Source organism: Paenibacillus swuensis (assembly GCF_001644605.1).
GTDB lineage: Bacteria > Bacillota > Bacilli > Paenibacillales > DY6 > Paenibacillus_N > Paenibacillus_N swuensis.
The window spans coordinates 760,627-784,807 of sequence record NZ_CP011388.1 but is presented as its reverse complement, the minus strand read 5'-3'; the positions used below and the strand labels follow the sequence as shown (position 1 = coordinate 784,807).

The 24,181-nt window shown below is 51.6% G+C and carries 13 protein-coding genes; 6 read left to right on the top strand and 7 right to left on the bottom strand.

Going from position 1 to position 24,181, the window contains the following annotated elements:
- Positions 1-996: 996 nt before the first annotated feature.
- The 6 genes from SY83_RS03370 to SY83_RS03345 all read right to left on the bottom strand — a co-directional run bounded on the left by SY83_RS03370 (position 997) and on the right by SY83_RS03345 (position 8,048).
- Positions 997-2,592: a hypothetical protein gene (locus tag SY83_RS03370; RefSeq protein WP_068610830.1), complete on the bottom strand. Its 1,596-nt coding sequence runs from the start codon at positions 2,590-2,592 to the stop codon at positions 997-999.
- Positions 2,593-2,657: 65 nt separating this feature from the next.
- Entirely contained in the window at positions 2,658-3,080 is a 423-nt protein-coding gene (locus SY83_RS03365) for a GtrA family protein (protein WP_068604254.1), read from the bottom strand.
- Positions 3,073-4,122 carry a glycosyltransferase family 2 protein gene (locus tag SY83_RS03360; RefSeq protein WP_068604253.1) on the bottom strand — a complete coding sequence of 350 codons (1,050 nt, stop codon included), beginning with the start codon at positions 4,120-4,122 and terminating at the stop codon, positions 3,073-3,075. The genes SY83_RS03365 and SY83_RS03360 overlap by 8 nt, the downstream gene beginning before the upstream one ends.
- A gap of 16 nt (positions 4,123-4,138) precedes the next feature.
- A complete protein-coding gene (locus SY83_RS03355; RefSeq protein WP_082882284.1) occupies positions 4,139-6,511 on the bottom strand; it encodes a cyclic di-GMP-binding domain-containing protein, MshE-related in 2,373 nt (790 codons plus the stop codon).
- Complete coding sequence (locus SY83_RS03350; RefSeq protein ID WP_068604251.1) at positions 6,508-6,735, bottom strand: hypothetical protein; 228 nt, start codon at positions 6,733-6,735, stop codon at positions 6,508-6,510. The genes SY83_RS03355 and SY83_RS03350 overlap by 4 nt, the downstream gene beginning before the upstream one ends.
- Complete coding sequence (locus SY83_RS03345; protein WP_068604249.1) at positions 6,732-8,048, bottom strand: sugar phosphate nucleotidyltransferase; 1,317 nt, start codon at positions 8,046-8,048, stop codon at positions 6,732-6,734. The genes SY83_RS03350 and SY83_RS03345 overlap by 4 nt, the downstream gene beginning before the upstream one ends.
- Positions 8,049-8,307: 259 nt before the next feature.
- On the opposite strand from SY83_RS03345, the gene SY83_RS03340 reads away from it, so the two are divergent.
- The 4 genes from SY83_RS03340 to SY83_RS03325 all read left to right on the top strand — a co-directional run bounded on the left by SY83_RS03340 (position 8,308) and on the right by SY83_RS03325 (position 20,738).
- Positions 8,308-9,546, top strand: coding sequence for an MFS transporter (locus SY83_RS03340; protein ID WP_407944609.1), 1,239 nt, complete (start codon positions 8,308-8,310; stop codon positions 9,544-9,546).
- Between the two features lie 178 nt (positions 9,547-9,724).
- Positions 9,725-10,684 carry an iron-hydroxamate ABC transporter substrate-binding protein gene (locus SY83_RS03335; protein ID WP_068610826.1) on the top strand — a complete coding sequence of 320 codons (960 nt, stop codon included), beginning with the start codon at positions 9,725-9,727 and terminating at the stop codon, positions 10,682-10,684.
- Positions 10,685-10,823: 139 nt separating this feature from the next.
- Positions 10,824-18,965 carry an Ig-like domain-containing protein gene (locus SY83_RS22995; protein ID WP_068604245.1) on the top strand — a complete coding sequence of 2,714 codons (8,142 nt, stop codon included), beginning with the start codon at positions 10,824-10,826 and terminating at the stop codon, positions 18,963-18,965.
- Between the two features lie 534 nt (positions 18,966-19,499).
- Positions 19,500-20,738, top strand: a complete 1,239-nt coding sequence (locus SY83_RS03325) for a multidrug effflux MFS transporter (protein ID WP_068604242.1) — start codon at positions 19,500-19,502, stop codon at positions 20,736-20,738.
- A gap of 68 nt (positions 20,739-20,806) precedes the next feature.
- Here the strand turns inward: SY83_RS03325 and SY83_RS03320 are convergent, their stop codons facing one another.
- On the bottom strand, positions 20,807-22,063 hold the full coding sequence (locus tag SY83_RS03320) for an MFS transporter (RefSeq protein ID WP_082882283.1): 1,257 nt from the start codon (positions 22,061-22,063) through the stop codon (positions 20,807-20,809).
- A gap of 238 nt (positions 22,064-22,301) precedes the next feature.
- Between SY83_RS03320 and pdaA the strand changes: the two genes are divergently transcribed.
- Both pdaA and SY83_RS03310 read left to right on the top strand, forming a co-directional pair.
- The gene (gene pdaA, locus SY83_RS03315; protein ID WP_068604240.1) at positions 22,302-23,084 is read left to right on the top strand and encodes a delta-lactam-biosynthetic de-N-acetylase; all 783 of its coding nucleotides are present in this window, start codon (positions 22,302-22,304) and stop codon (positions 23,082-23,084) included.
- A gap of 109 nt (positions 23,085-23,193) precedes the next feature.
- The gene (locus SY83_RS03310) at positions 23,194-24,153 is read left to right on the top strand and encodes an alpha/beta fold hydrolase (RefSeq protein WP_068604238.1); all 960 of its coding nucleotides are present in this window, start codon (positions 23,194-23,196) and stop codon (positions 24,151-24,153) included.
- Positions 24,154-24,181 lie beyond the last annotated feature (28 nt).

Sequence of the window (24,181 nt, the reverse complement as noted above, 5' to 3'; positions counted from 1 at the left end):
TTCTATTTGTTTGTTTAATCTTTTTTTCATTGATCAACGCAGCTTATGTGGCTTTAATCGCTGGTCCCGACCTCAAGGGAGTCACATACATGTTATATTGGACCATGGACGCGCAGAATATCTATAATGTAGGGGAGTTTTGGTTAGCGTTCTGTGGGTTGAGCTTGATCGGATATATTTTTAGTCAAAATAGGCGATAAAGCTCAGGCTTAGCACTAGTAGCGATAACGCTACAATTCGCATGCCAACGGTTACTCAACCCGGATTAGTAGCGTTATCGCACCAAATGGCGGTTGCCCCAGACACTCCAGGCACTTTCGCCAGCATTTGTAGCGAAATCGCTACAATTTGGCCTCCACAGGTAGCTCACCCCCGGATTAGTAGCGATAACGCGCCAAATGGCGGTTGCCCCAGACACTCCAGGCACTTTCGCCAGCAACTGTAGCGATAACGCTACAATTCGGCCTCCACAGGTAGCTCACCCCCGGATTAGTAGCAATATCGCGCCAAATGGCGGTTGCCCCAGACACTCCAGGCACTTTCGTCAGCAACTGTAGCGATAACGCTACAATTCGGCCAGCCAAGGCGCCTAAAATCCGGATTAGTAGCGATATCGCGCCAAATGGCGGTGCCCCAGACACTCCAGGCACTTTCGCCAGCAATTGTAGCGATAACGCTACAATTCGGCCAGCCAAGGCGCCTCAACCCCGGATTAGTAGCGATATCGCGCCAAATGGCGGTTGCCCCAGACACTCCAGGCACTTTCGCCAGCATTTGTAGCGAAATCGCTACAATTTGGCCAGCCAAGGCGCCTCAACCCCGGATTAGTAGCGATATCGCGCCAAATGGCGGTGCCCCAGAAACTCCAGGCACTTTCGCCAGCAATTGTAGCGATAACGCTACAATTCGGCCAGCCAAGGCGCCTCAACCCCGGATTAGTAGCGATATCGCGCCAAATGGCGGTTCACCGAGATTACTCCTGCTCTTTCCCACCACTCATTCCTTCTTACCGTCCCACTTCTTCACCTTATACATCCGCCAATCCCCCTCAAACTCCTGAACCAGCGTCGCCCAGCTGTTGCCCCGGTCATACATCTCCGGATACAGACGGTTCAGCTCGCTCGTAGGCGTATTGACCTTGGGCTTTGGCAGAAGAATATAGTCAATGTCGTTCCCCGGCGGATCTTCCGCCGCAGTCTGGAACAAGTAGTCGCTCGTAATCAGAAATTTACGCGGATATGTGCTGCTGATGATAATATTATAAGCCGAATAAGAGTCAACAAGGATGGTGGCATCCTTATAATCCCGGTCCAGCGCGGCCGCAATGTTCCGTTCCTGAACCTGTTCCACGTAATGCCCATTGTCCTCCCGCGACTGCAGGAAATAGTTTTCATCAGGCGCAATCGAAGGCTGCGTCATGGCGTAAGTCAACAACCCCGCCGTTCCCAGCATGCCCGCAATAACCACTGTAAATCCAAGCCGCTGTTTCCATCCCTTAGCTAATAAGCCCAGTTCATAAGGCAACCACGCCACCGTAACCGGAAAGACATACATGAAATAGCGGAACCAGCCAAACGAGGACTCTTTCAGAAGGAGAATGTATTGCAGCCCCGGAACCGCCGAAATCAGCGCAATCAGAATGACAACATCCCACCGCAACAACCGCCCGTTTAACAACCGTATAAACAGAATGCACAGCAAGGGAATGGAGAACCAGAGCGTCTTCTTCAGCGCAAAAAGAAAGATTCTCCACGGATGCCCGAACAACTGTTGAAACTTAGGATCGTTCTTCAAAGCTTCCGATTGGGCAACGTTTGAATACTCGCCCCGCAGGAAATAAAGCGCGTCATCCATAATGATGTAATTGAAAAATATCCACAGCAGCCCCGAGAAAACCGCGGGCAGCAGCAACAGAATCCAGGTCGCTTCAACCTTATACCAGCGTTCTTTACGCATATGCTTGCGATGAGCGCGGGACGCCTCGTTATCCAAGATAGCGGATTCCGCCACACGTTCCCGTTGCATAAACAAGACCGCGATCATAACCGCAAGTGCCAAGGAAACGCCGAACGGCACCGCTTCATAACGGGTCCAGAACGCAAGAGCCAACGCGAAGCTTGAGGTAATCAATGCGCTCGTGCTGCTCCCTTTGGAATAAACCCACCAGCTGAAATGAGCAACCGTCATCATCAAAAAGAACACATAAGGCGCGTCGCTAAGCCCGTTCGCCCCGAACAGAAACACAAAGGGGTTCAGGCTGTAGGAGAGAGCCAGACCCAGACTGAGCCAAGGGGATAAGTTAAACCGACGACCGGCGTTGTACAAAAGAACCGTCGTCAGCGCCGCAAACACGGAGGATTGCAGGGTCGCCGCCAACCCTTCATGGGCCAGGGCAGGGAAAATCGGATACAGAATCAGGATGAAGACTTCAATTAAACTCGGCAGCGGGTTCCAGACGAAACCGATCGCGCCCAAGTGCGGATCTCTGCTGTACAGAACATAAAACGCGTTAGCCACCCGGCTGATCGCATCCGAATGAATATAACCTACGATAACGTTTAAATAATAGCCCAGCGTAAATTCGGCGGCCATGACAGCCAGAAACAACAGGACCAGACGGAAACTCCGAAGCACAGAAGGCACCTCCTTCAGGTGGTTTAAGAATGAGACTCCGAAGAGGGGGCCGAATATTGAAAGGTCCAATAGCGGTTAAACAAATAGTTGTGTATCGGAATAATCAAAGTGACGAGAATTTGTCCAATGAGGTAAGGCAAGTGTAACCATGAAACCGTGGCGGTCATAATCACCGTATTTAGAAGCAATCCGAAACCCGATACGATTCCGTAACGAATAAATACGCCTCGCCGGGCTTCACCGTTGTTCAGTTCACCAAAAGTCCAGTGCCGGTTCAGCAGATAAGATACAATGAGGACGGCGATAAAGCCGGTAACCGAACCTGCAACGGGATGCATTCCGGCCCATTCCACCAGCGCCAACAACAAACCGAAGTGCAGAGTTGTGCCCAGCACGCCGACAACAGCATATTTGACAACGGAAGACCGCAGAAGCCGCTTAATCATGAGACATATGCCTGCTATGCTGAGGTTCTCTTCGGGGGGTGCTGAGATTCATGTTTTGGTCCAAAATGAAATTATGCTGTTCCAGAGCTGCCGCTTGAGCTTCAGAACTCACTATACGTTCCGAAATCAGATAACGCGGCCGTCCCTTCACCTCATGATAAATCGCCGCGATGTACTCTCCCATAATGCCAATGGAAATCATAACAAAGCTACCAATAATGAGCAGAAGTAATATGACGGTTGTGAACCCCGTCAACGCAACGCCTTGAAACTTCTGAATCAGGGTCTGCACACCCAGAACAACGGAACCGATCAGAAACAGGATGCCTACGATGCTGACCATGCGCAGCGGGATCGTGGAGAAAGAAACGATCGCGTTCACCGCGAGCTTCGCCAGGTGAAACACACTCCATTGACTGCTGCCCGATTTCCGCGGAGCGACATGAAACGATAACGTTATGCGCTTGAAGCCAAGCCATGCCGACATTCCCCTGAAAAAGGTAATACGTTCAGGCAATCTTCTCCATGCATCCATCACTTTCCTGTCCAGCAGCTTATAATCTGAAGCGTCCCTGAGATCGTGACCTGAGAGATGATTAAGCGCGCCATAGAACGCGGAGGCGCCCAACTTCTTATCCAACCGTTCACGTCCGCGGCTTTCTTTAACACATTCCACTATCTCATAGCCTTCATTCCGCCAAAGCTCCACCATTCGCGGGATGAGCTCGGGAGGATGCTGCAGGTCACCGTCCATAACGATGACAGCTGCGCCCCGCGCACATTCAAGTCCTGCGCAAAGCGCGGCTTCCTTGCCAAAGTTACGGCTGAGACGCAGAGGAGAGAGGGCAGGCAATGCCATGGATAACAACGTTAAGCGATTCCATGTGTCGTCTTGGGAGCCGTCATCCACTACAATGATTTCGTAGCGAGAAGTTACCGTGGACAGCATGTCCGCAATGACAAGCAATGAATCCGAAATAAGTTCTCCCTCATTGTATACAGGGATAACCACAGAAATTTCCGGGAGAAACTCCTCCTTCATGTCCACTCACCTCCAGTTAAGCTTGAAACGTATTTACATCTCTTCCGGAGCCTTCCGGCAAAGGCTGTTCGGTTAGACCGTGGGTTGTTTTTTCCCAGTAGAACGGATTTGTTACAAGCTGCCAAGCCGCCTTCACCGCCGCGATACTCATTAACACCCAATAGATTGGCGTGAGCAGAGCATAACGTACGAGTTTATACGAGAACGTCCGTCCTCCGCGGGTTTCAAGTTCCCGAATGACCCAATAAACGCCGGCAATGTTACTGAATACGAACAGGAAATTTCCGATATAAAACTCAACACTGGCTAAATAATAAATAAATCCTGGGAAAAACTTACTAATCAGCTCAAGCTCCCAACCGAACCACAGCACCAACATCAGCCAAAAGATCGGATTCAGCAAGGGTAACAACGGCGTGGCCAAAATCATGACCTGAAATCCGACAAACCCTTTCAGCCCGATTTCCCGATAGAGCTGGAACGGATTGCGCATATGCACAAGCCACGTTTGCATGTATCCTTTGATCCAGCGGGACCGTTGACGAATCCAGTTTCCTGTACGGCTGTTCGCTTCTTCCCAGGTTCGGGAATCCACGATGGCCGTCTTGTATCCGTGCTTATATAGCCGGACGCCTAAATCCGCATCCTCCGTGACATTATAGGGATCCCAAGCGCCTAAATCCTGAAGTACTTTCATCTTGAAATGGTTCGATGTGCCTCCGAGCGGAATCGGAACATCCAGTTGCATAATGCCGGGAAGCAGCAGCTCAAACCACATGCTGTACTCCTGTGTGAACCAGCGTGTAAGGAGATTTTGATCGCTGTTGAAATAATTCAGCTTGGCTTGAATGCAGACGAATTCTTCAGGAGAATTCTTGAAGGTCAAGAACACCTTCTTCAACTGATCCGGATCGGGTTGATCCTCTGCGTCATAGATAACAACATACTCCCCGCGTGCCCGAATTAACCCGTAATTACAAGCCTTGGGCTTTGTCTTGGGCAGTCCGTCCGGAACCACAAGTACGGTGTAATAGGGCGGCAGCTTCATTTCTTCCAGAAGGGAACGCATTTCGTCATCATCTTCTTCAATCAGCAGACGAACATCCAGCTTGGCTTTCGGGTAATCCAGATTCTCCAGATTGCGAAGCAGATGCGGAACAACTTGTGCTTCCCTGTACATGGGCACCAAAATGGTATAAACGGGCAGTTCCCGTTCATCAATGGCCTCAATTTCTTCAGCTGTAAAACGATACTGCGCCTCTCTGCGTGAACCGATGAGGATAATCGTGAATTTGAACACAGCCATGACAAAGTAGAAAAATTGAATGATCAGATTCACGAATAAGGCTGTTTTCCAGAAGTCAACGCACAACCCGATGATGATCAGTACAGCAAGGATCCCGAGGACCGCCAGTTGTGATTTCGTAAACGTCTCCAACGCTGAATTATGGGGTTGCTCCTCCGCCAGCTTAGAGGTGCTTTCGTGCAGCATCTCCGTCCCGTAGATGTCCCGCCAATATTGCTCCAGCTCGTCTTGCGTGGCGAGCACTTGCTCTATGGGCAGTTGCAACTCTTCAACGATAACAGCGATCTGTTCTTCGTCCAGGGGACTGCTAACCGCTACGAGAAACCGGTTGATGTATTGATGTACGACAATCACTCCATAACTTCGGGCCAATTGCTCGGGTAATCTAACGGGGGTGTTTACAGTCATATCCGAGCCGATCCGTCCGATATTGTTCTGATTGGCTATGGCCCGGACAAGCTCCTCCGGTTCAACGAATTGCATCGAGGTTAATACATCGCCTAACAAGCCGCCGCTCTTACGTTGAGATTCCAACGCCTTATTCAATTCATCCTCGGTGACAAGCCGGGAATCCAGCAGCATATCGCCAATCTTGCCTTTCGGCGGTTGCTCGGGAATGACACGAAGGAACTGCTCTTGGGTAATGAAGCCCATATCTATTAGAATGTCCCCGAGTCGTCCCCCGTTTAATTTTTGGGAAGTCATAGCATCGTCCAACTGGGCCGCGGTAACTATTCCGGAAGCGACTAATCTGTCTCCCATCCTTATGGGCGTTGCGGAAAGGTCAGCCGCGACGGTAGCTGCAACTTCATTGGAGGCGGAGTCAGCCTCATGCATCGCGTAGGATTCCATAACAAGAGTCGCGAGCTTCAACTGTTCTATTCGATCCCGGGCGTCCGACATCCGTTTATAGAGCTCTTCAATCTCCGTATCAAGACGTTGCGACTCAATGCGATGATACTCTTGTTGTTCCGTGTGTTGTTGTTTGCACTGTTCGAGCTTCACTTCGGAGCTATGGATGGCCCGGTTGACAGTGGAACACCGGTATCCCCCGAATTGGAATTTCAGCCGATCCCGCTTCATGACGATTTCGTTCCTTCTATATAGGTTCTTTCAAGAGCCAGAATTTCGCGGAGTTCCGCGCGGAGCTGCTTGGCCTCGTTTGTTTTGGTATTCATCTCTTCTTGAAAGAGAATGCTTTCCTTGGCGGTGTGATTCTGAATCATCTCTTGTTCCAGGCGGAGGAAATGAAGGTATTGGTGAACTTCCTCACGTCGGTAACCGATCCATGCGCGTGGAAATCTCATCGAACTTCCCCCCTATCTTCGTTAAATATAAGAACCTCAAGGATGATGCAGTCTGTTTCAGGTTCAAATGTACATGAATGACTTGGATAGAATGTCTGCCCTGTACATACGGTACGAATATCCTTCGCTTCACGGGCGATGCCTTGTCCGGATACAACGATTCCGATCGTGATCCATGAGTCGGAGAAGCTGAAACCGTGGAGCTGTCCCTTGAACAGATGAATCGTATTGGTCTGATAAGGCGCAGGGCTAACATGTTCCGGCCACACGGTTTCTGTCGTCTCCTTGGCGGGGGACGCTTGGGTTACCGCGTCAATCCAGGGCTTAAGGGCGGCTGAGGCGTTGCGGGCTGTTACCAGAATGCCCTGGGAGCCTGCTACAACAACGGCATCGGAGATTCCGCTCACGAGTACAGGAATCGACAACTCGTTGACGATCTGGGTTTGCGCGCAGTCCGGCGTAACCAGGCCGTTACCCAGCACCGGACGATCCAACGTCTCAACAAGGGCATCCCAGGTTCCGATATCTCCCCATCGTCCGATGAAACGAATCGCGGCCAACCGGGTCTCATGCTCGACTACCTGAACATCAAAGCTGGCGGAGGGAAGCAGATGGTATTTAAGTTTTAGTGTTTCATAGTCCGGCTCGAGATCATGCTGCGGAATACGATTGATCATATAGGACAGACGGAAGGCGAAGATGCCGCAATTCCACAGAGCGCCTTGGGCGATTAGACGTTCAGCTGTGTCTTCGTCAGGCTTTTCCACAAAGCTGTGGATGGGAAAGCATGAGTCATTCTTATCTGTTCGTTCGTCCTCATCCGCGGAAAGGGGAACCATGTAACCGTATTTGGACAAAGGGGCGCTTGGCTTCGTGCCGATTAAACAAAGATTAGCCTTTCCCGAACGTATGACGGCTTCCAGTTCATATAGGGTTCTATAGAAGTTTGCGTCAGCCATATGATCAATGGGAAGAACGACGATCGTTTCTTCCGCCGGGGTGTGAAGCACAGAATGCAGATAAGCTGCGGCGAGCAGAACGGCAGGGTAGGTATCCCGCCGCTCCGGCTCCACGACGGTCCGGATTTCGGAACCCAGTTGTTCATACAACAGTCCTAGCTGGTTCTTGGTCGTGGCGACAACGACATCCTCGGCAAGCCCCAGTTTCTCTAACTGTCGCATCGTTTGTTGAGCCATGGAGAGGCTGGTTTCATCAGAACCGGTCAGCAGCTTCATATATTGTTTGGACCTACCTTTAGTCGAAAGGGGCCAAAGCCTTTTGCCTGTTCCTCCTGAAAGTAGAATAATTTTCATAAGGTCTCCTTATTTTATAAAACCCGTACGTTCTCGATTATGTGTAAGTTCGTATAAAACAGAAATCTGGATCACTTTCAGTATAATTTATTTTTTGACTGCTACATAATGTATCATTTTACCAAAAAGTTAATACCATAAACAATTAACCCTATAAGAATCATGCGAAGCATAATTTGACGGGATTAAACTCTAGGATTGACCGTGAATACATTCGCGGGTAGAGTGAATGGAAACACATTGAGGGGCGTACATACCTGTGAGTCACAACACATTGAATTATTTCAACAACCTGTTCCAACCCGTCAGACAATCCAGACCGTTCAGGTATCTTTGGCTGGGTCAATTATTTTCGGTGCTCGGAAGCTCAATTTCCATGGTTATTTTGCCTATGGTCGTATACGCTTTAACAGGTTCCAAAGTGGTTATGGGCACCGTGATGGCCGTTTACATGCTTCCTTATGTATTGATGCTTCCCGTTGCCGGACTGATGGTGGACCGAATGAACCGGATCGGAGTCATGGTTGCCGCGGATGCCGTTCGTTGTGTGATGATGTTGGGGATGATGTTTCTGCTGCTTCAAGACCGGATGACTTTACCCCTGTTATATAGCTTCATGGCGGTGTACGGTTTCATGGAAGGACTGTTTCAACCTGCCTATTCCGCAATGCGCGCAAGGGTGTTTACACCTGACATACGTAACGCGGCCAATGCGCTCACTCAGGTCAGTCATCAAGGGGTCAGGCTTCTGGGGCCGGCCATCGGAGGATTGTTAATTTCCTATGTGTCCGCAGGCGTGGGTTACGGGATTGACGCGATAACATACCTCATCTCTCTTTGTTGCCTATGGTTTATTCGCGATTTAGGGACGAAAAGACTAATCAAATCCAAGATAGGGTGGAAGAGTGATTTGGCGACGGGATTTATCATCCTGAAGGGTCATCCGTGGTTGTGGATTACGATTGCTGTATTTTCTGTGCTTAACATTTTTTTCAGCGGTATTGTTCTGATTCTTGTGCCCTGGTTGTTCAAAATCCATCATGGATTCACTCCCTTCCTCTATGGATTAGGCGTGACTTTTGCAGGTGTGGGCGGGGTGATCGCCGCATTGCTGTTCGGATCCAGAACGTCTTGGCGCAAACGCGGTTGGTTGGCTTACGGAGGCGTCATCATCAGCGGAGTCGCTTTGCTGTTCCTGCCGTTCGTGGCGTGGGGACCGGGTTTGGTAGCGCTCATGGCTGTTGAAGGGTTCGGGATGATGCTGTTCGGACTGGTTTGGGAAACGAGCCTGCAAGAACTCGTGCCTGAAGAAGCCTTTGGACGGGTAGCGAGTATTGATCTGCTCGGTTCCTTTGCGCTGTTGCCGCTGGGGTATTTGGCTGTAGGCGGTTTAGCGGATTGGATTGGCGGACAGGCGACCATGGTGTTACTCGCTTTGGGCGGTCTGTTGATCGCGGCTTGCGCGTTATGGGTGCCGGCGATCCGAAATTTTGACTAAGAATAATGAAGGAAGCTAAAGTAAAAATTACCCAGGCGGATTAGGGCTTGATCTATTCGCCCGGTTCGTGTACAATTCAGTTGATAATGATAATTGTTATCAATTATACTTTGATGAAATAGGGGCGAATACGTTGAACAAGTCGAATACAAGAACTTACAAAACTTACGTCGGCACCATGCTGACCCTGATCCTAATCCTGGTGTTGGCCGCTTGCGGCGGGGGAGCCGAGAAGAACAATACGAATGGCAACAGCGCAAAGAACGGTAACAATGCAGCGAACGGAAATGCGCAAAGCGGGGATGAAACCGGCACAGTAGTTTATAAAGCGGCCAACGGCGATGTTGAAATTCCCAAGAATCCGAAGAGAATTGTGTTATTGGCGGACTACTTCGGTTATTTCCAACAGCTTGGCATTAAACCTGTAGGGGTATCCAACTATTCTTTCCAGAATCCTTTCTACGAAGGGTTGTTGGATGGCGTGGAGAACCTGGGAGACGGCAAGTCCGCGGAGAAAATCCTGGCATTGCAACCGGACCTCATCCTGACTTGGGATCCCAACAGTGTGGAGGCCATGAAGAAAATCGCTCCGACTGTACTTATTGAATTCGGTAAGTTGAACTATAAAGAGCAATTACGGGAATTTGGGCGTATGACCGGAACGCTGGATCAGGCTGAAGCTTGGCTGACCTCATGGGAAACGAAAATCGCCGAAGTGAAGCCTAAAGTTCAAGAAGCGGTTGGCGACAAGACCATTTCCATTATGCAAATCGACGCGAAGAACGTATATGTGTTCGGCGATAAATTCGGCCGCGGCGGCGAGATCATCTACGGTGAGCTTGGATTGAACTCAACCGCGTTGACGAAAGCGGAGACGATTGACAAAGGGCCGGGATACGCGACAGTTTCTTTGGAGAAAGTGCCTGATTTTGCCGGAGATTATATGTTCACCAGTTCTTGGTCGATGGAGAAGGACGGAAGCGAAGTGTACAACACCCCGGTGTGGAAAAACCTTCCCGCAGTCAAGAGCGGCAACGTGTTCAACATTCACCCGATCGGTTATTACTTCAACGACCCGATTTCCATGGAAGGTCAATTGAAATTTATTGTAGAAAGTCTGACAGGACAGCCGATGTAATTTATTGGCAAAATAGCATATGAAACGAACTCCTTTATCTTCGGATAGGGGAGTTTTTTTATGCACACATTGGAAAAGCCCTCCGAATAGGTATGTATCATTATCCATAATTTTCAAGAATTTATTCTGGGAGGAACACATGCCTTATATTACGAGGTTTAACACCACACGCAATGGTGCGGTGACATTCACCGGAAATACGATGGGATTAAGTAAGGAGTTAAGCACCAACAACCAGGGTTTACGTGATTCCATAGGCGCTTTTATTACTTTAAACTCCTCGCTGCGGGCAACCAACTTTCCTGCAGGCACCACACTGGACTATCGATTAAATGAATCTCTGGCCTTCTTGCGTATGCCAACCCTCAGCACCGTGTTATACGCGGAGTTAATCTGGGGTGCAAGTTACGCCTTTGGGAACGTCACAGTGCTCGATCGTATCAATGATTCTATCAGATTTACAACTCCATCAGGAATTTTTACGGTAGCTCCCGACCCGGCGACTGCCTTTAATCTAGCGCCGCTGCGTACCTATTATACCCGTTCAGCTAATGTAACTTCTCTTGTGCAACAAGGAGGTCCGGGTGCTTATCGTTGCGGAAGCATTCCGGGTATTGTCGCGCCATTAAACAATTCTGAGAACAATTGCGGATGGACGCTGGCAGTCATCTATGCAAATCCTACGTTACCCTCACGCAACATGACCATCTTCGCGGGAGCGGAGCTAGTGAACGCGGTGGCAGGGAATATCGCTACCGTCAGCGGCTTTTTGACGCCGGTCACAGGCGCGGTCACAGGCCGCTTAATGGTCTCCGCACAAGAAGGAGATGCGGGTATTACGGGGGACCAGATGCGTTTCGGGCCTAATGCAAACGGTTTGCAGCCCATCGCTGGGCCCAATAATCCGATTAGTAATTTCTTTTGTTCGCAAATTAACGGGGATAACGGTTTATTGGACACAAGCGGTACGTTCGGCCACTTAAATCATCCGCCTGGAACGAATGAAATCGGTAAGCGGCAAGGATGGGATATTACAAACGTTGACGTCAGCGCCCTGTTGAGAAATTCTCAGACTTCCGCATCTCTGCAAGGGACATCAACGGGGGATGTTTATGTTATTAACGGACTGGGACTTCAGGTGGATGTGAACGCGCCTTTGTTCACGGCGACAAAAACAGCTAGCGCAGCCATGGTGCTGGTCGGAGAATCGATTACCTACACCGTTACAGCAAGAAATGTGGGAACGGCATCGGCTGACTTTGTGCTGTTAAGTGACTCCTTGCCTGACAATAGCAATTTTGTGCCTAACAGCCTTTCCATTAACGGTGTTAATCAACCCGGAGTAACGCCCGAATCGGGTGTTAGTTTGGGTACCATCGCGCCAGGAGGTTCAGCGACCGTCAGATACAGCGTGAGCGTTGTATCCCGGCCTGCGGGCTCCAATCTGGCTAACATCGCATTCATTAACTATTCGTACCAGAGCTTTCCGGGCTCGCCTGTCACGCCGGGAAACGGGGCATCCAACGGCGTGAATACGCAAGTCGGGAACCGGCCGCCTGTCACGCAGAATTACACGTTCGAAACACCGGAGAACCTGTCTGCATCCGGTCAGGTTACCGGTTCCGATCCGGATTTCGATCCGATTGAGTTTTCGCTGAATACACCGCCTTCCAACGGTGCGGCCACCGTGAATCTGGACGGAACGTTCACCTATGCGCCTAATCCGTTCTTCGTCGGCATGGATTCCTTTACCGTCTTGGTGGATGATGGGCAAGGCGGAACGGCTATTTCGACAATTACCATTGTGGTGACGAATCAGCCCCCGGTTACTTCCGATCTCGAGTTTCAGACGCCGTTGAATCAATCCCTGAGCGGTCAGGTAACAGCGACAGACCCGAACGGTGACGCTCTGACGTTCAGACTCAATTCCTCGCCTACCAGCGGAACCGTTATTGTAAATCCCGACGGAACGTTCAATTATACGCCGAACGCGGGTTTCCTGGGCACGGATTCGTTTACCGTCGCGGTAGTGGATCAGAACGGAGCAGCCGTCATATCCACCGTAAGGATCACCGTCTATAACCAATCCCCAACAGCGGAGAGCGTTACGATTTCGACGCCGGAGAATATCGCCATCAGCGGACAAATTACGGCGGTTGACCCGGATGGCGACCCGCTAACCTTTACGTTAAATTCATCGCCGATTAACGGAACGGTGATTGTGACACCGACGGGAGGTTTCACGTATACGCCTGCGCTTGGTTTTGTCGGAACAGACACGTTTACGGCGTTGGTGACAGACTCCAACGGCGCATCCGTAATTTCCACCGTGACAATCAACGTGTTTGATCTGCCGCCGGTTGCGCAAGATCTTACGATTACAACTCCGGAGAACTTTCCGATTAGCGGAACTGTGACCGCTTCAGATCCGAACGGGGATCCTCTTGTTTTCTCGTTAAGTTCCAATCCGACGAACGGGACCGTTCTGTTTAATGCGGACGGCACGTTTACGTACACCCCGGCTACCGGTTTTGTGGGCAGTGATTCATTCACATTTTTGGTAGCCGATCCGTTCGGACAGAATGATTCCGCTACCGTAATCATTTCCGTGTTCGACCTGCCGCCTATCGCGCAGGACTATAGTGTCAGTACGCCGGAGAATTTGCCGGTAAGCGGCAAGGTTGTGGCTACGGATCCGAACGGCGATCCGTTGACGTACGCGCTGAACTCCGCTCCGACATCCGGCACGGTTGTTGTAAACCCGGATGGCACGTTCACGTACACCCCGGCTATCGGATTTGTAGGCATTGTTTCCTTCACGTATATCGTAGCCGATCCTACGGGTGAAACAGATATCGGTACCGTGACGGTTGATGTCTTCGATCAACCTCCGGCGGCCCAGGACATGGATCTGTCCACACCTGAAAATATACCCGTCAGCGGTACGGTGACAGCGTCGGATCCGAACGGGGATCCGTTAACCTTCACCTTATTTTCCGGGCCGTCGAACGGTGTGGCCGTGGTCAATCTGAACGGTACGTTTACGTACACGCCGAATGCGGGCTTTATCGGGACGGACATTATCAACGTGATCGTTTCGGATCCGTTTGGGTTGTCGGATATTGCAACCATCCGGATCACTGTGTTTGACCAGCCGCCTGTAGCCCAGGATGTAGCTCTGTCAACACCTGAGAATTTTCCGGTCAGCGGTACGGTCAACGCCACAGATCCGGACGGAGACCCGTTAACCTTCGTGCTCTATACCGCGCCGTTAAACGGCACCGCTGTGGTGAATCCGGACGGGACGTTTACCTACACGCCTGCCCTCGGGTTCGTCGGTTCAGATGCCTTTAACGTTCTTGTCTCGGATCCTGCCGGATTGTCTGACATCGGAACCGTCCGGATTGAGGTCATCAACAACCCGCCGGTAGCCCAGGACTTAACCTTGACTACCCCTCAGAGTATCGCTGTGTCGGGGCAGGTCACGGCCTCGGATCCGAACGGGGATCCGCTCACGTACACGTTGAATGCTGCTCCCGAGAACGGAATTGCTGTGATGAACGCGAACGGCACGTTCACTTACACGCCGAATACCGGCTTTGTGGGAACGGATGCCTTTACCTATAAGGTCTCGGATCCCGCAGGGGCTTCGGCCATCGCGACTGTGAGAATAGATGTATTCAACATGCCGCCGATCACGCAAAATATTAACCTCTCTACCCCAGAGAATTTCCCTGTGAACGGTCAGGTGACGGCAACCGATCCGAACGGGGATCCGTTGACGTTCGCATTGAATTCCGTGCCGGTGAACGGGGTTGCGGTTGTAAACCCGGATGGTACGTTCACGTACACGCCCAATACCGGTTTTGTAGGCGTGGACACATTTACGGTGGTCGTGTCGGATCCGTTCGGGGCTTCCGCTTCATCGGATATAACCGTTACGGTGTATAACCTGCCGCCGGTGACCCAGAACGTATTTATCAACGCGCAGGAAAATACTCCAGTCAACGGACAGGTGCCGGCAACCGATCCGAATGGCGATGCCATTGTATTTACATTGAATACGGCGCCGGCGAATGGAGTTGCGGTTGTGAATCCGGACGGAACGTTTACGTACACGTCCAATGTCGGTTTTGTAGGCAGCGACGTATTTACGGTGTTAGTGACAGATACGAATGGCGGAACCGCCGTATCCACGGTGACTGTATATGTTGTAACTCAGCCGCCGATTGTGCAGGATCTGACGGTCAATACGACAACGAATGTTCCGGTCAACGGTCAAGTGATTGCGACCGATCCGGACGGGAATCCGATTACGTTCGCACTCGGCGCCGCGCCGGCGAATGGTACGGTGATTGTGAATCCGGACGGATCGTTCACGTATACGCCGAATCTGGGATTCCTTGGCACGGATACGTTTACTGTCGTCGTGTCGGACAATAACGGGGCTTCAACAACAGGAACCGTTACCGTTAACGTTTCCAACATCCCGCCTGTCGCGCAGGACACTTCCGCATCCACTCCGCGAAATGTCGCGGTCAGCGGCCCCGTTCCGGCAACAGACCCGGACGGAAACCCGCTCACTTACGCGGTAACGGTGCCTGCTGCGAACGGAACAGCCGTGGCTAATCCGGACGGCACGTTTACGTACACACCAAACTTAAACTTTATCGGAACAGACACGTTTACGGTAACAATAAGCGACGGTTTAGGCGGAACGGCGACGTCGGTTGTCACAGTAACTGTATTTAACCAGCCGCCGATTACGAATAATTTAAACATCAGCACGCCCGAAAATATTGTCACATCAGGTCAGGTAACAGCCTTTGATCCGGACGGCGATTCGTTAACCTTCACGTTAAACTCCGCGGCAACCAACGGCGCGGCTGTTGTGGCCGCGGACGGTACCTTCACGTACACACCGAATATTGGTTTTGTCGGCACGGATACGTTTACCTTGTTGGTCAATGACGGCTTTGGCGGGGTCGTGGCCTCCATGGTAACCATCACGGTATTCGACTTGCCGCCATCCACACAGAACCTTGCCTTATCTACACCGGAAAACTTCGCCGTCAACGGTCAAATTTCGGCAAGCGATCCGAACGGCGATCCGTTGTCCATTACGCTGAATGCCCCGCCTACGAACGGTACAGCGGTGGTAGCTGCGGACGGAAACTTTACGTACACGCCGAACTTGAATTTTATCGGCATTGATTCATTTACTATTATCGTATCGGATCCGTTCGGTCTGTCCGCCATAGCAACAGTGACGGTGACGGTCTATGATCTGCCTCCGACCGTATCCGATTTGGCATTACGCACGCCGGAGAATATTGCCGTAAGCAGCCAGGTTAACGCTACAGATCCGAACGGAGACCCGTTAACATTCACATTGGGTGCAAGTCCGGTGAACGGTACGGCTGTAGTCAATCCGGACGGCAGCTTGATCTATACACCGAACACGGGCTTTATCGGCACGGATGCGTTCACGGTGGTTGTATCGGATCCTGCAGGCGCGACGGCCATTGCAACCGTAGTAGTGACGGTGTTCGATCAGCCGCCAACGGCGCTTAACGCGAATTACAGTACGCCGGAAAATATCCCGTTCGCCGGGCAAGTCGCGGCATCCGATCCGGACGGCGATCCTTTAACCTATACTTTGACCAACGCCCCGGTTAACGGTGTAGTCGCGCTTGCCGCGGACGGCAGCTTCACTTATACGGCGAATCTGAACTTTGTGGGAACGGACGCGTTCTCCGTCACCGTTTCGGATCCTGCCGGTTTGTCGGCTAACTCGACCATTACGGTTCTGGTCTACGATCAACCGCCGACGGCCCAAAATTTAAGCCTGAGCACACCGGAAAATACGCCGATCAGCGGCCAGGTTACAGCGACGGATCCGGACGGCGATCTTCTAACGTTCGCGTTAAATTCGTTGGCTGTGAACGGAACGGCCGTTGTGAATCCGGACGGAACATTCAGCTACTTCCCAAATCTGGAATTCGCGGGGACGGACTCGTTTACGGTGATCGTCACCGATCCGTTCGGAGAATCCTCGGTAGCTACCGTGACGATTTCCGTATTCGATCAAGCGCCTGTCGCCCAGGCCATTAGCTTGAGTACGCCGGAAAACACGGCGGTGACGGGCGTCGTCAGCGCTACAGATCCAGATGGGGACCCGCTGACGTATACCGTCAATTCATTCCCGGCTAACGGTACCGTTATATTGAATACGGCGGACGGATCATTCATCTATACACCGAATCCTTCTTTCGTCGGCAGCAATGCCTTCACGGTCTTGGTGACCGACCCGAACGGTTTATCCGCGATCGCGACGGTCAACATCAATGTATTCGACTTGCCGCCTGTCGCGCAGGACCTTACCTTGAACACCCCGGCATCCACACCGATTCAGGGTCAAGTCAGCGCAACGGATCCGAACGGCGACCCGTTGGTGTTCACCTTAAATTCGCAGGCACTGAACGGCACTGCGGTCCTAAATCCGAACGGTCAGTTCACTTACACCCCGAATCCGCTATTCTCGGGTGTGGACGGATTTACGATCATCGTTACCGATCCTTCAGGTTTATCAGCAGTCAGCACCGTAACGATCAACGTATTCGACCAAGCGCCGACCATTATGGCATACTCATTCATAACGTTTCAGAATACACCGGTAAACGGCCAGGTTATTGCCATTGATCCGAACGGGGATCCAATCACCTATACCGTCAACTCAGAGCCTTTAAACGGAACGGTGACGGTGGCGCCTGACGGGACATTCTTCTACACGCCGGCGCCGGGCTTCAGCGGACTGGATTCATTCACAGTGCTTGCCTCTACGCCTACAGGCGGAACAGCCGTCTCCACGGTACAAGTGAGTGTCATTAACCGTCTGCCTGTTGCGCAGAACCTTGAAATAACCACCTCCGGCACTACACCGGTTAACGGTCAGGTTGTCGGCTCGGATCCGGATGGCGGGGCGCTTGTTTTCAGCCTGAATGCGCCGCCTACCGACGGTACGGCTGCGGTTAACCCGGACGGCACCTTTAGCTACACACCGCGGTTCGGTTTCGTCGGTGTAGACTCGTTTACGGTGCTTGTCACCGATAGCGCGGGCGCCTCCTCGGTATCAACGGTTACCGTAACGGTGTTTAACATTCCGCCGCTCGCGGAAAATTCTCTAATTTCTACCCCGGCTAACATCCGGATGCTTGGTCAGGTTACAGCATCGGATCCAAACGGCAATGTTCTGACGTATGCCATTCAGGACTTCCCGCAAGGGGGCACGGTGTTGCTGAATGCGGACGGAAGCTTCATCTATACGCCGGATATCGGATTTGTAGGAACCGACGTGTTCTCGGTGTTGGTTAACGATGTAAACGGAGCAACGGCTTTATCAACCATTACCGTCAACGTATACAATTTGATACCTACGGCGGATGGGGCCGCGGTTGTCGTGTATTTTGACACACCGATTATAAGTAAAGTGACCGGAACGGATCCGAACGGCGATCCGTTATTGTATACGGTCATTCGCAACCCGCTTAACGGTACGGTGGAAGTGGATATCGAGAACGGCGGCTTCCGGTATGTTCCCAATCCGGGCTTTGTGGGCAGGGACTCCTTCATCTTCCAGGTAAACGATGGTTACGGCGGAGTTTCCCAGTCGGAAGTTGCCATTAATGTATCGCCGCTGGTGCCGAATCTGGGACCCGACGGCAACAACATCACGTTGACCACACCCCAAGGTCAGCCTGTCAGCGGCCGTGCGCAGGCGACGGATCCGGAGAACGATGCGATTACGTATGCCTTGCAGCATTCTCCGATTAACGGTCAGGTCGTTGTGAATTCTAACGGGACGTTTACGTATACGCCTGACCCGAATTTTGTGGGAGCAGAGCGGTTTACAATCCTGGCTTCGGAGGGCAACGGAGGTTCTGTCGTCATCACGGTTACGATCAACGTCATTGGCGGGCCAGTAAATCCGTCGGGTAACAGGGCGCCCCAAATCAACAATCTATCGCTGGTTACCCAGGAAAATACACCGGTTCGGGGGAAACTGTCCGCATCGGATCCGGACGGCGATCCGTTGACTTTCTCGCTGACGCAAGGTCCTCGGTTGGGATTCGTGCAGCTAAACGCAGACGGAACCTTTGTGTATATCCCGAATGCATTTACCACCGGGACGGATACGTTTACCGTGACGGTTTCGGACGGACGCGGAGGTACGGCCACGGCAACGGTGACCATAACTATTGAACCTGACGGGGAAGAGTAAGTGTAATCGCGCAGGAAAAATTGCGGAGACTGTCGATATATTCGGCAGTCTTTTTTTTTGGTTGTCTAATTCTAAGAAACCGAATTCAATCGCAGTCTCCTACGGAGCCCTAGTGGAGAAGCAAGGCGCATGAAGGTAACGGTTTTCGCTGAGGTGTCACCCATTTACGCTATATTCGGCTGATGTCAGAGTAAACTCGTAAATAAAGTAACCCATTACTCTCATGTGTTGCGGGGACTGCACATGAAGGAAATTCATTACCTAGTAAGCGCTCCAATACCGAAGGGGGCCGGGAAATAGACTAAACTCGCAACACTTGAGAGAAGTTAGTTACATTACAGCTACATTATAGTTACATTACAACTACTTTACGGAGACTGTCGATTCGTTTAGCGGCAGCGGCATAGTCCCAACAGGTACTGCTTCCTGACGCAGACAAAGCTTGCGGGAAGACATCGGCTGGCGTAGACTGAGGGAATATGTTGCTGCTACCTGCTATATCTAGGGTTAACTAAAGAAATAGGTGATGATGTGATGAAATTAACGAATAACTCTGCGGACGGGGCACTGTCTAAAAATAGCTCAAAAACGGGAGGCGCCTTAATCGGATTAATTCTGTTACTGGGCTCTTTGTCGGCTTTCGGACCGCTTTCGCTGGATATGTATTTGCCCGCCTTGCCCGCTTTGGCTCAGGACTTGCACACGAATGCTTACTATGCCCAATTGAGCTTGACGGCTTGTCTCATGGGGCTAGCCGCGGGACAGCTGTTTGCGGGTCCGCTCAGTGATGTTCGCGGCAGGAAAGGACCGCTGATTGCCGGCCTTGTTCTATATGCGCTGATTTCAATATTGTGCAGTTGGGCGCCTACGATCCAATTATTCTTAATGCTCCGATTTATACAAGGCATGGCAGGCTCGGCCGGAATTGTAATTTCCAGGGCTATCGCAAGAGATCTGTATGCGGGGAAAGAGCTTACGAAGTTCTATGCCATGCTCATGCTGGTGAACGGCGCCGCTCCCATTCTTGCTCCGATTATTGGCGGACAACTGCTGAAAGTGATGGAATGGCGCGGCATATTCATGGTGCTAAGCGGGATTGGCGGGTTATTGTTGCTGGGTTCCTTGTTCGGTCTTAAGGAAACCTTGCCCCAGGCTAGACGTTCAGCGGGAGGCTTTCGTAATATGCTGAGCACATTCGGCCTTCTGCTCAAGGATCGCTCGTTCATGGGTTACGCCCTGACGCAAGGGTTCGTTATAGCAGGCATGTTCGCTTATATCGCGGGGTCGCCTTTTGTCGTGCAGGAAGTGTTCGGCAAGTCCCCCCAGTTCTTCAGTGTGATTTTTGCCGTAAACGGGGCAGGGATTATATTGGCCAGTCAACTTACCGGCAGATTGTCGGGAAAGCTGAAGGACAGCACCTTATTCGCAATGGGTCTCGCCACCGCCGCAACGGGTGGAGCCTCATTGCTCTTGGTTAACTTGGCCGGAGGCGGGCTGTACGCGATGCTGCCCCCGCTGTTTCTGATCGTAGCCGCTGTCGGCATTGTCGGTACTTCAGGATTTCCGCTGGCGATGCAGAATTATGGTCACCATGCGGGAACGGCATCGGCCTTGCTCGGATTGCTCTCCTATATTCTGGGCAGCTTGCTCGCTCCATTCGTAGGTATGATCGGCGGAACAGACGCAGCGGCATGGCCGATGGCCGCAGTAATCGCTGCCGCGGAGGCAATGGCTGTCCTATGTTACCTGACATTGGTCCGAGTCCGGAAATAATATAAAGAGAGGGAAGTCGCGTTCCAACCGGAACATGACTTCCCTCTCTTTGTGCGCGGATTAATAGCTTAAGCGGCGACGGTGCCCTTCTTCCTGTCACTAGGCAAGAAGACAGCGGCAAGCCCCAACAACGGAAGATAAGACGTGACTTTGAACATGTACTCAATGGAGGTCGCATCGGCGAGGTTGCCCAGCAACGCGGCGCCGATGCCTCCCAGCCCGAACGATAAGCCGAAGAACAGACCGGAAACAAGTCCAACTTTCCCGGGCATCAGTTCTTGCGCGTAAACGACAATGATGGAGAATGCGGAATACAGAATGAGTCCGATCGCTATGGTGCATAACGTAGCGCCGACCAAATTCAGATAAGGCAGAGCAATGGTAATCGGGGCGGGCGCCAGAATGGAGAAAAGAATCATATTCTTTCTTCCGAATCGATCCGCGAGCGGACCGCCGATAAACACGCCGATGGCTCCTGAAGCCAGCAGAACGAATACAAAATATTGGGCATTCTCAATGCTCAGTTGAAAACGGTCGATAAGATAAAAGCTGTAATAATTGCTCATGCCCGCCAGATAAATGTTCTTCGAGAACAGGAGCAGCACCAAGAGTCCCATGCTGAATATTAAGGCCTTACGGCTCCGAACCAGACCTTCTCCGTTTCCGGAGGCTTTGGCTTTTTTGATTCGGCGGTCCAGCGAGGAAGCGTACCACTTGGCTACATAGGTTTGCAGCACAAAGGCAATGGCAGCCGCGAACCCGAACCATACGGCGCCCCGGATCCCCAGCGGAACAAGGATAAAAGCCGCAATCAACGGTGCGAAGGCATGCCCGGCATTCCCGCCAACTTGAAAGATCGACTGCGCCATACCTCTGCGGGGTCCCGCGGCCATATGCGCGACTCTGGAAGACTCGGGATGCATAATAGCCGAGCCGATGCCTATAATGGCCACAAATAGCAGGATCATCTCATACGAAGAGGCGTAAGCCAATCCTACCACTCCAGCCATGGAGAACAGCGTGCCGATGGGCAAAATATAGGGCATCGGACGTTTGTCGGTATAAGCGCCGATCAGGGGCTGCAGAAGCGATGAGGTCACGTTGAATGTGAACCCGATAAACCCGATCTGGGACAGGGAGAGCTTCAGCGATTGTTGAAGAATGGGATACATGGCGGGCACAACACCCTGTATCATATCGTTCATTAAATGTACGAAGCTGATCGCGAACAGAATGGTGAACATCGTATTCGGAGCTGCTTGCGGTTTGAGATTGGCACCGGACGGCGGCAACCCTGAAGGTAGAGTAACTTGCGCGGTTGACATGGAAACACCCCTCTTAATTAATATCATGAACGGTCCATTAGATTATGAAAATATTAACAGAGGAGGTGAGGTTTTGACCAGTGCAAAAATCCCCCATTCCCCGCACAAAAACGCCGCTATGCGTCCTCATTCTCCTTCAATTGCCTCTTCATTCCGTCTAAAGCATAAAAACCATCTTCAGGTGGCATATTATTCCTTGAATGCAATAAACCCAACAAGGCAAGGAGTGCTGATCATCATGAGAAAAATAGCCATTATTGGCGCAACCTTGCTTGTGCTATTAACGGCGACCTTCACCGTAGCGAACGGGGCGGGGTATGTTCCTTACGGTTTCGGGTTCAAGCGCAGCCGGGGCGGAGAGTTGCCTTCGATCGCACAGGAAGGATTTTATAGCATCGTGCAAAAGCATGGCGCCATCTTTCTGGGGGATACCTCCAAGAAAGAGCTCTATCTGACCTTCGATAACGGCTATGAGAACGGACTCACGCGGCAGGTATTGGATGTGCTGAAAGCGAAGCGGGTGCCGGCGATTTTTTTTGTCACAGGACACTATATCAAGGATCAGCCTGAGCTGATGAAGCGGATGAAAGCCGAAGGTCATCTGATCGGCAATCATTCCTGGAGCCACCCGGACTTGACCACGGTGACGAACGAGAAGCTGGGCCAGGAGCTTGAGAAGGTAAAGACCGCGACCGCGGAGCTGACAGGTCAACAGGAAATGCGGTACCTGCGCGCGCCCCGGGGCGTGTTTAATGAGCGGACATTGGCGGTAAGCGGCGAGCTTGGCTATACGAATGTATTCTGGTCCGTCGCTTATAAGGATTGGGATACGAAGGCGCAGAAAGGCGCGCAATACGCTTATGACAAAGTGATGGCGCAATTGCATCCGGGCGCGGTCATCCTGCTGCACAGCGTGTCCAAAGATAATGCGGACGCGTTAGGGACGATCATTGACGATGCGAGAAAGCAAGGATATGAGTTCAAGTCGCTGGATCAACTATCGAAGAGAACGTATCACTAAGTTCAGGACTATAAACCTTCTCGTAAATCGACCAACCTCCCTCTTTACAACGGAAATTCATCTGGACTATGATAGGGGAAACCGTCTGTGGAGAGGAAGAGATTGGAAGATGCCGTTAATCGATATGCCGTTGGAACAATTAAAGAAATATGAGGGAATTAACCCGCGCCCGGATGATTTTGATGCTTACTGGGATCGGGCATTAAAAGAAATGAAAGCGGTTGATCCAAATGTCGAGCTGGTGAAAGCGAAGTTTCAGGTGCCTTTTGCCGAATGCTATGACTTGTATTTTACAGGGGTCAGGGGAGCCCGCATTCATGCCAAATATGTAAAGCCTGTACATACGGAAGGCAAGCACCCCGCGGTTGTCCAATTTCATGGTTACACCGGCAACGCGGGCGATTGGAATGATAAATTAAACTACGCCGCGCTGGGTTTCTCCGTCGTTTCCATGGATTGCCGCGGTCAAGGCGGAACCAGTGAAGACCCCGGCGGGGTGAAAGGCACCACCCATCAGGGTCATATTATTCGCGGATTGGACGATCATGAAGACAGGCTCGCCTTCCGGGATATTTTCCTGGATTGCGCTCAACTTGCGGGCATCGTCATGGAGTTGCCGGAAGTAGATCCGGATCGGGTCGGCGCTATGGGCGGTTCGCAAGGCGGGGCCCTCACCATCGCATGCGCGGCGTTAGAGCCCCGCATTAAGCGGCTGGCGCCGGTGTTCCCTTTCCTGAGCGACTATCGGCGCGTGTGGGAAATGGATATGGCGAAGGATGCGTATTCAGAGTTGCGCACGTATTTCAGGCACCATGATCCGCAGCACGTTCGGGAGGAAGAAGTGTTTAAGCGCCTGGGCTATATTGATATTCAGTACCTGGCGCCGAGAGTCCGAGGCGAAGTGCTGATGGCTGTCGGCTTGATGGACACGATTTGCCCGCCTTCCACACAGTTCGCGGCCTACAATAAAATTACAGCCCCGAAACAGCTGGAAATCTTCCCGGACTTCGGCCATGAGCATCTGCCGGGGTTTAATGATAAGGCTATGATGTTCTTGTCAAAACTTTAGTGTTACCCTTCAACAATCGCATCCATGC

Excerpts from the sequence above, each read along its gene's own strand:
- SY83_RS03370 (WP_068610830.1), bottom strand. The coding sequence starts at position 2,592 with ATGGCCGCCGAATTTACGCTGGGCTATTATTTAAACGTTATCGTAGGT.
- SY83_RS03365 (WP_068604254.1), bottom strand. The coding sequence starts at position 3,080 with ATGATTAAGCGGCTTCTGCGGTCTTCCGTTGTCAAATATGCTGTTGTC.
- SY83_RS03360 (WP_068604253.1), bottom strand. The coding sequence starts at position 4,122 with ATGAAGGAGGAGTTTCTCCCGGAAATTTCTGTGGTTATCCCTGTATAC.
- SY83_RS03355 (WP_082882284.1), bottom strand. The coding sequence starts at position 6,511 with ATGAAGCGGGATCGGCTGAAATTCCAATTCGGGGGATACCGGTGTTCC.
- SY83_RS03350 (WP_068604251.1), bottom strand. The coding sequence starts at position 6,735 with ATGAGATTTCCACGCGCATGGATCGGTTACCGACGTGAGGAAGTTCAC.
- SY83_RS03345 (WP_068604249.1), bottom strand. The coding sequence starts at position 8,048 with ATGAAAATTATTCTACTTTCAGGAGGAACAGGCAAAAGGCTTTGGCCC.
- SY83_RS03335 (WP_068610826.1), top strand. The coding sequence starts at position 9,725 with ATGCTGACCCTGATCCTAATCCTGGTGTTGGCCGCTTGCGGCGGGGGA.
- SY83_RS22995 (WP_068604245.1), top strand. The coding sequence starts at position 10,824 with ATGCCTTATATTACGAGGTTTAACACCACACGCAATGGTGCGGTGACA.
- SY83_RS03325 (WP_068604242.1), top strand. The coding sequence starts at position 19,500 with ATGAAATTAACGAATAACTCTGCGGACGGGGCACTGTCTAAAAATAGC.
- SY83_RS03320 (WP_082882283.1), bottom strand. The coding sequence starts at position 22,063 with ATGTCAACCGCGCAAGTTACTCTACCTTCAGGGTTGCCGCCGTCCGGT.
- pdaA (WP_068604240.1), top strand. The coding sequence starts at position 22,302 with ATGAGAAAAATAGCCATTATTGGCGCAACCTTGCTTGTGCTATTAACG.
- SY83_RS03310 (WP_068604238.1), top strand. The coding sequence starts at position 23,194 with ATGCCGTTAATCGATATGCCGTTGGAACAATTAAAGAAATATGAGGGA.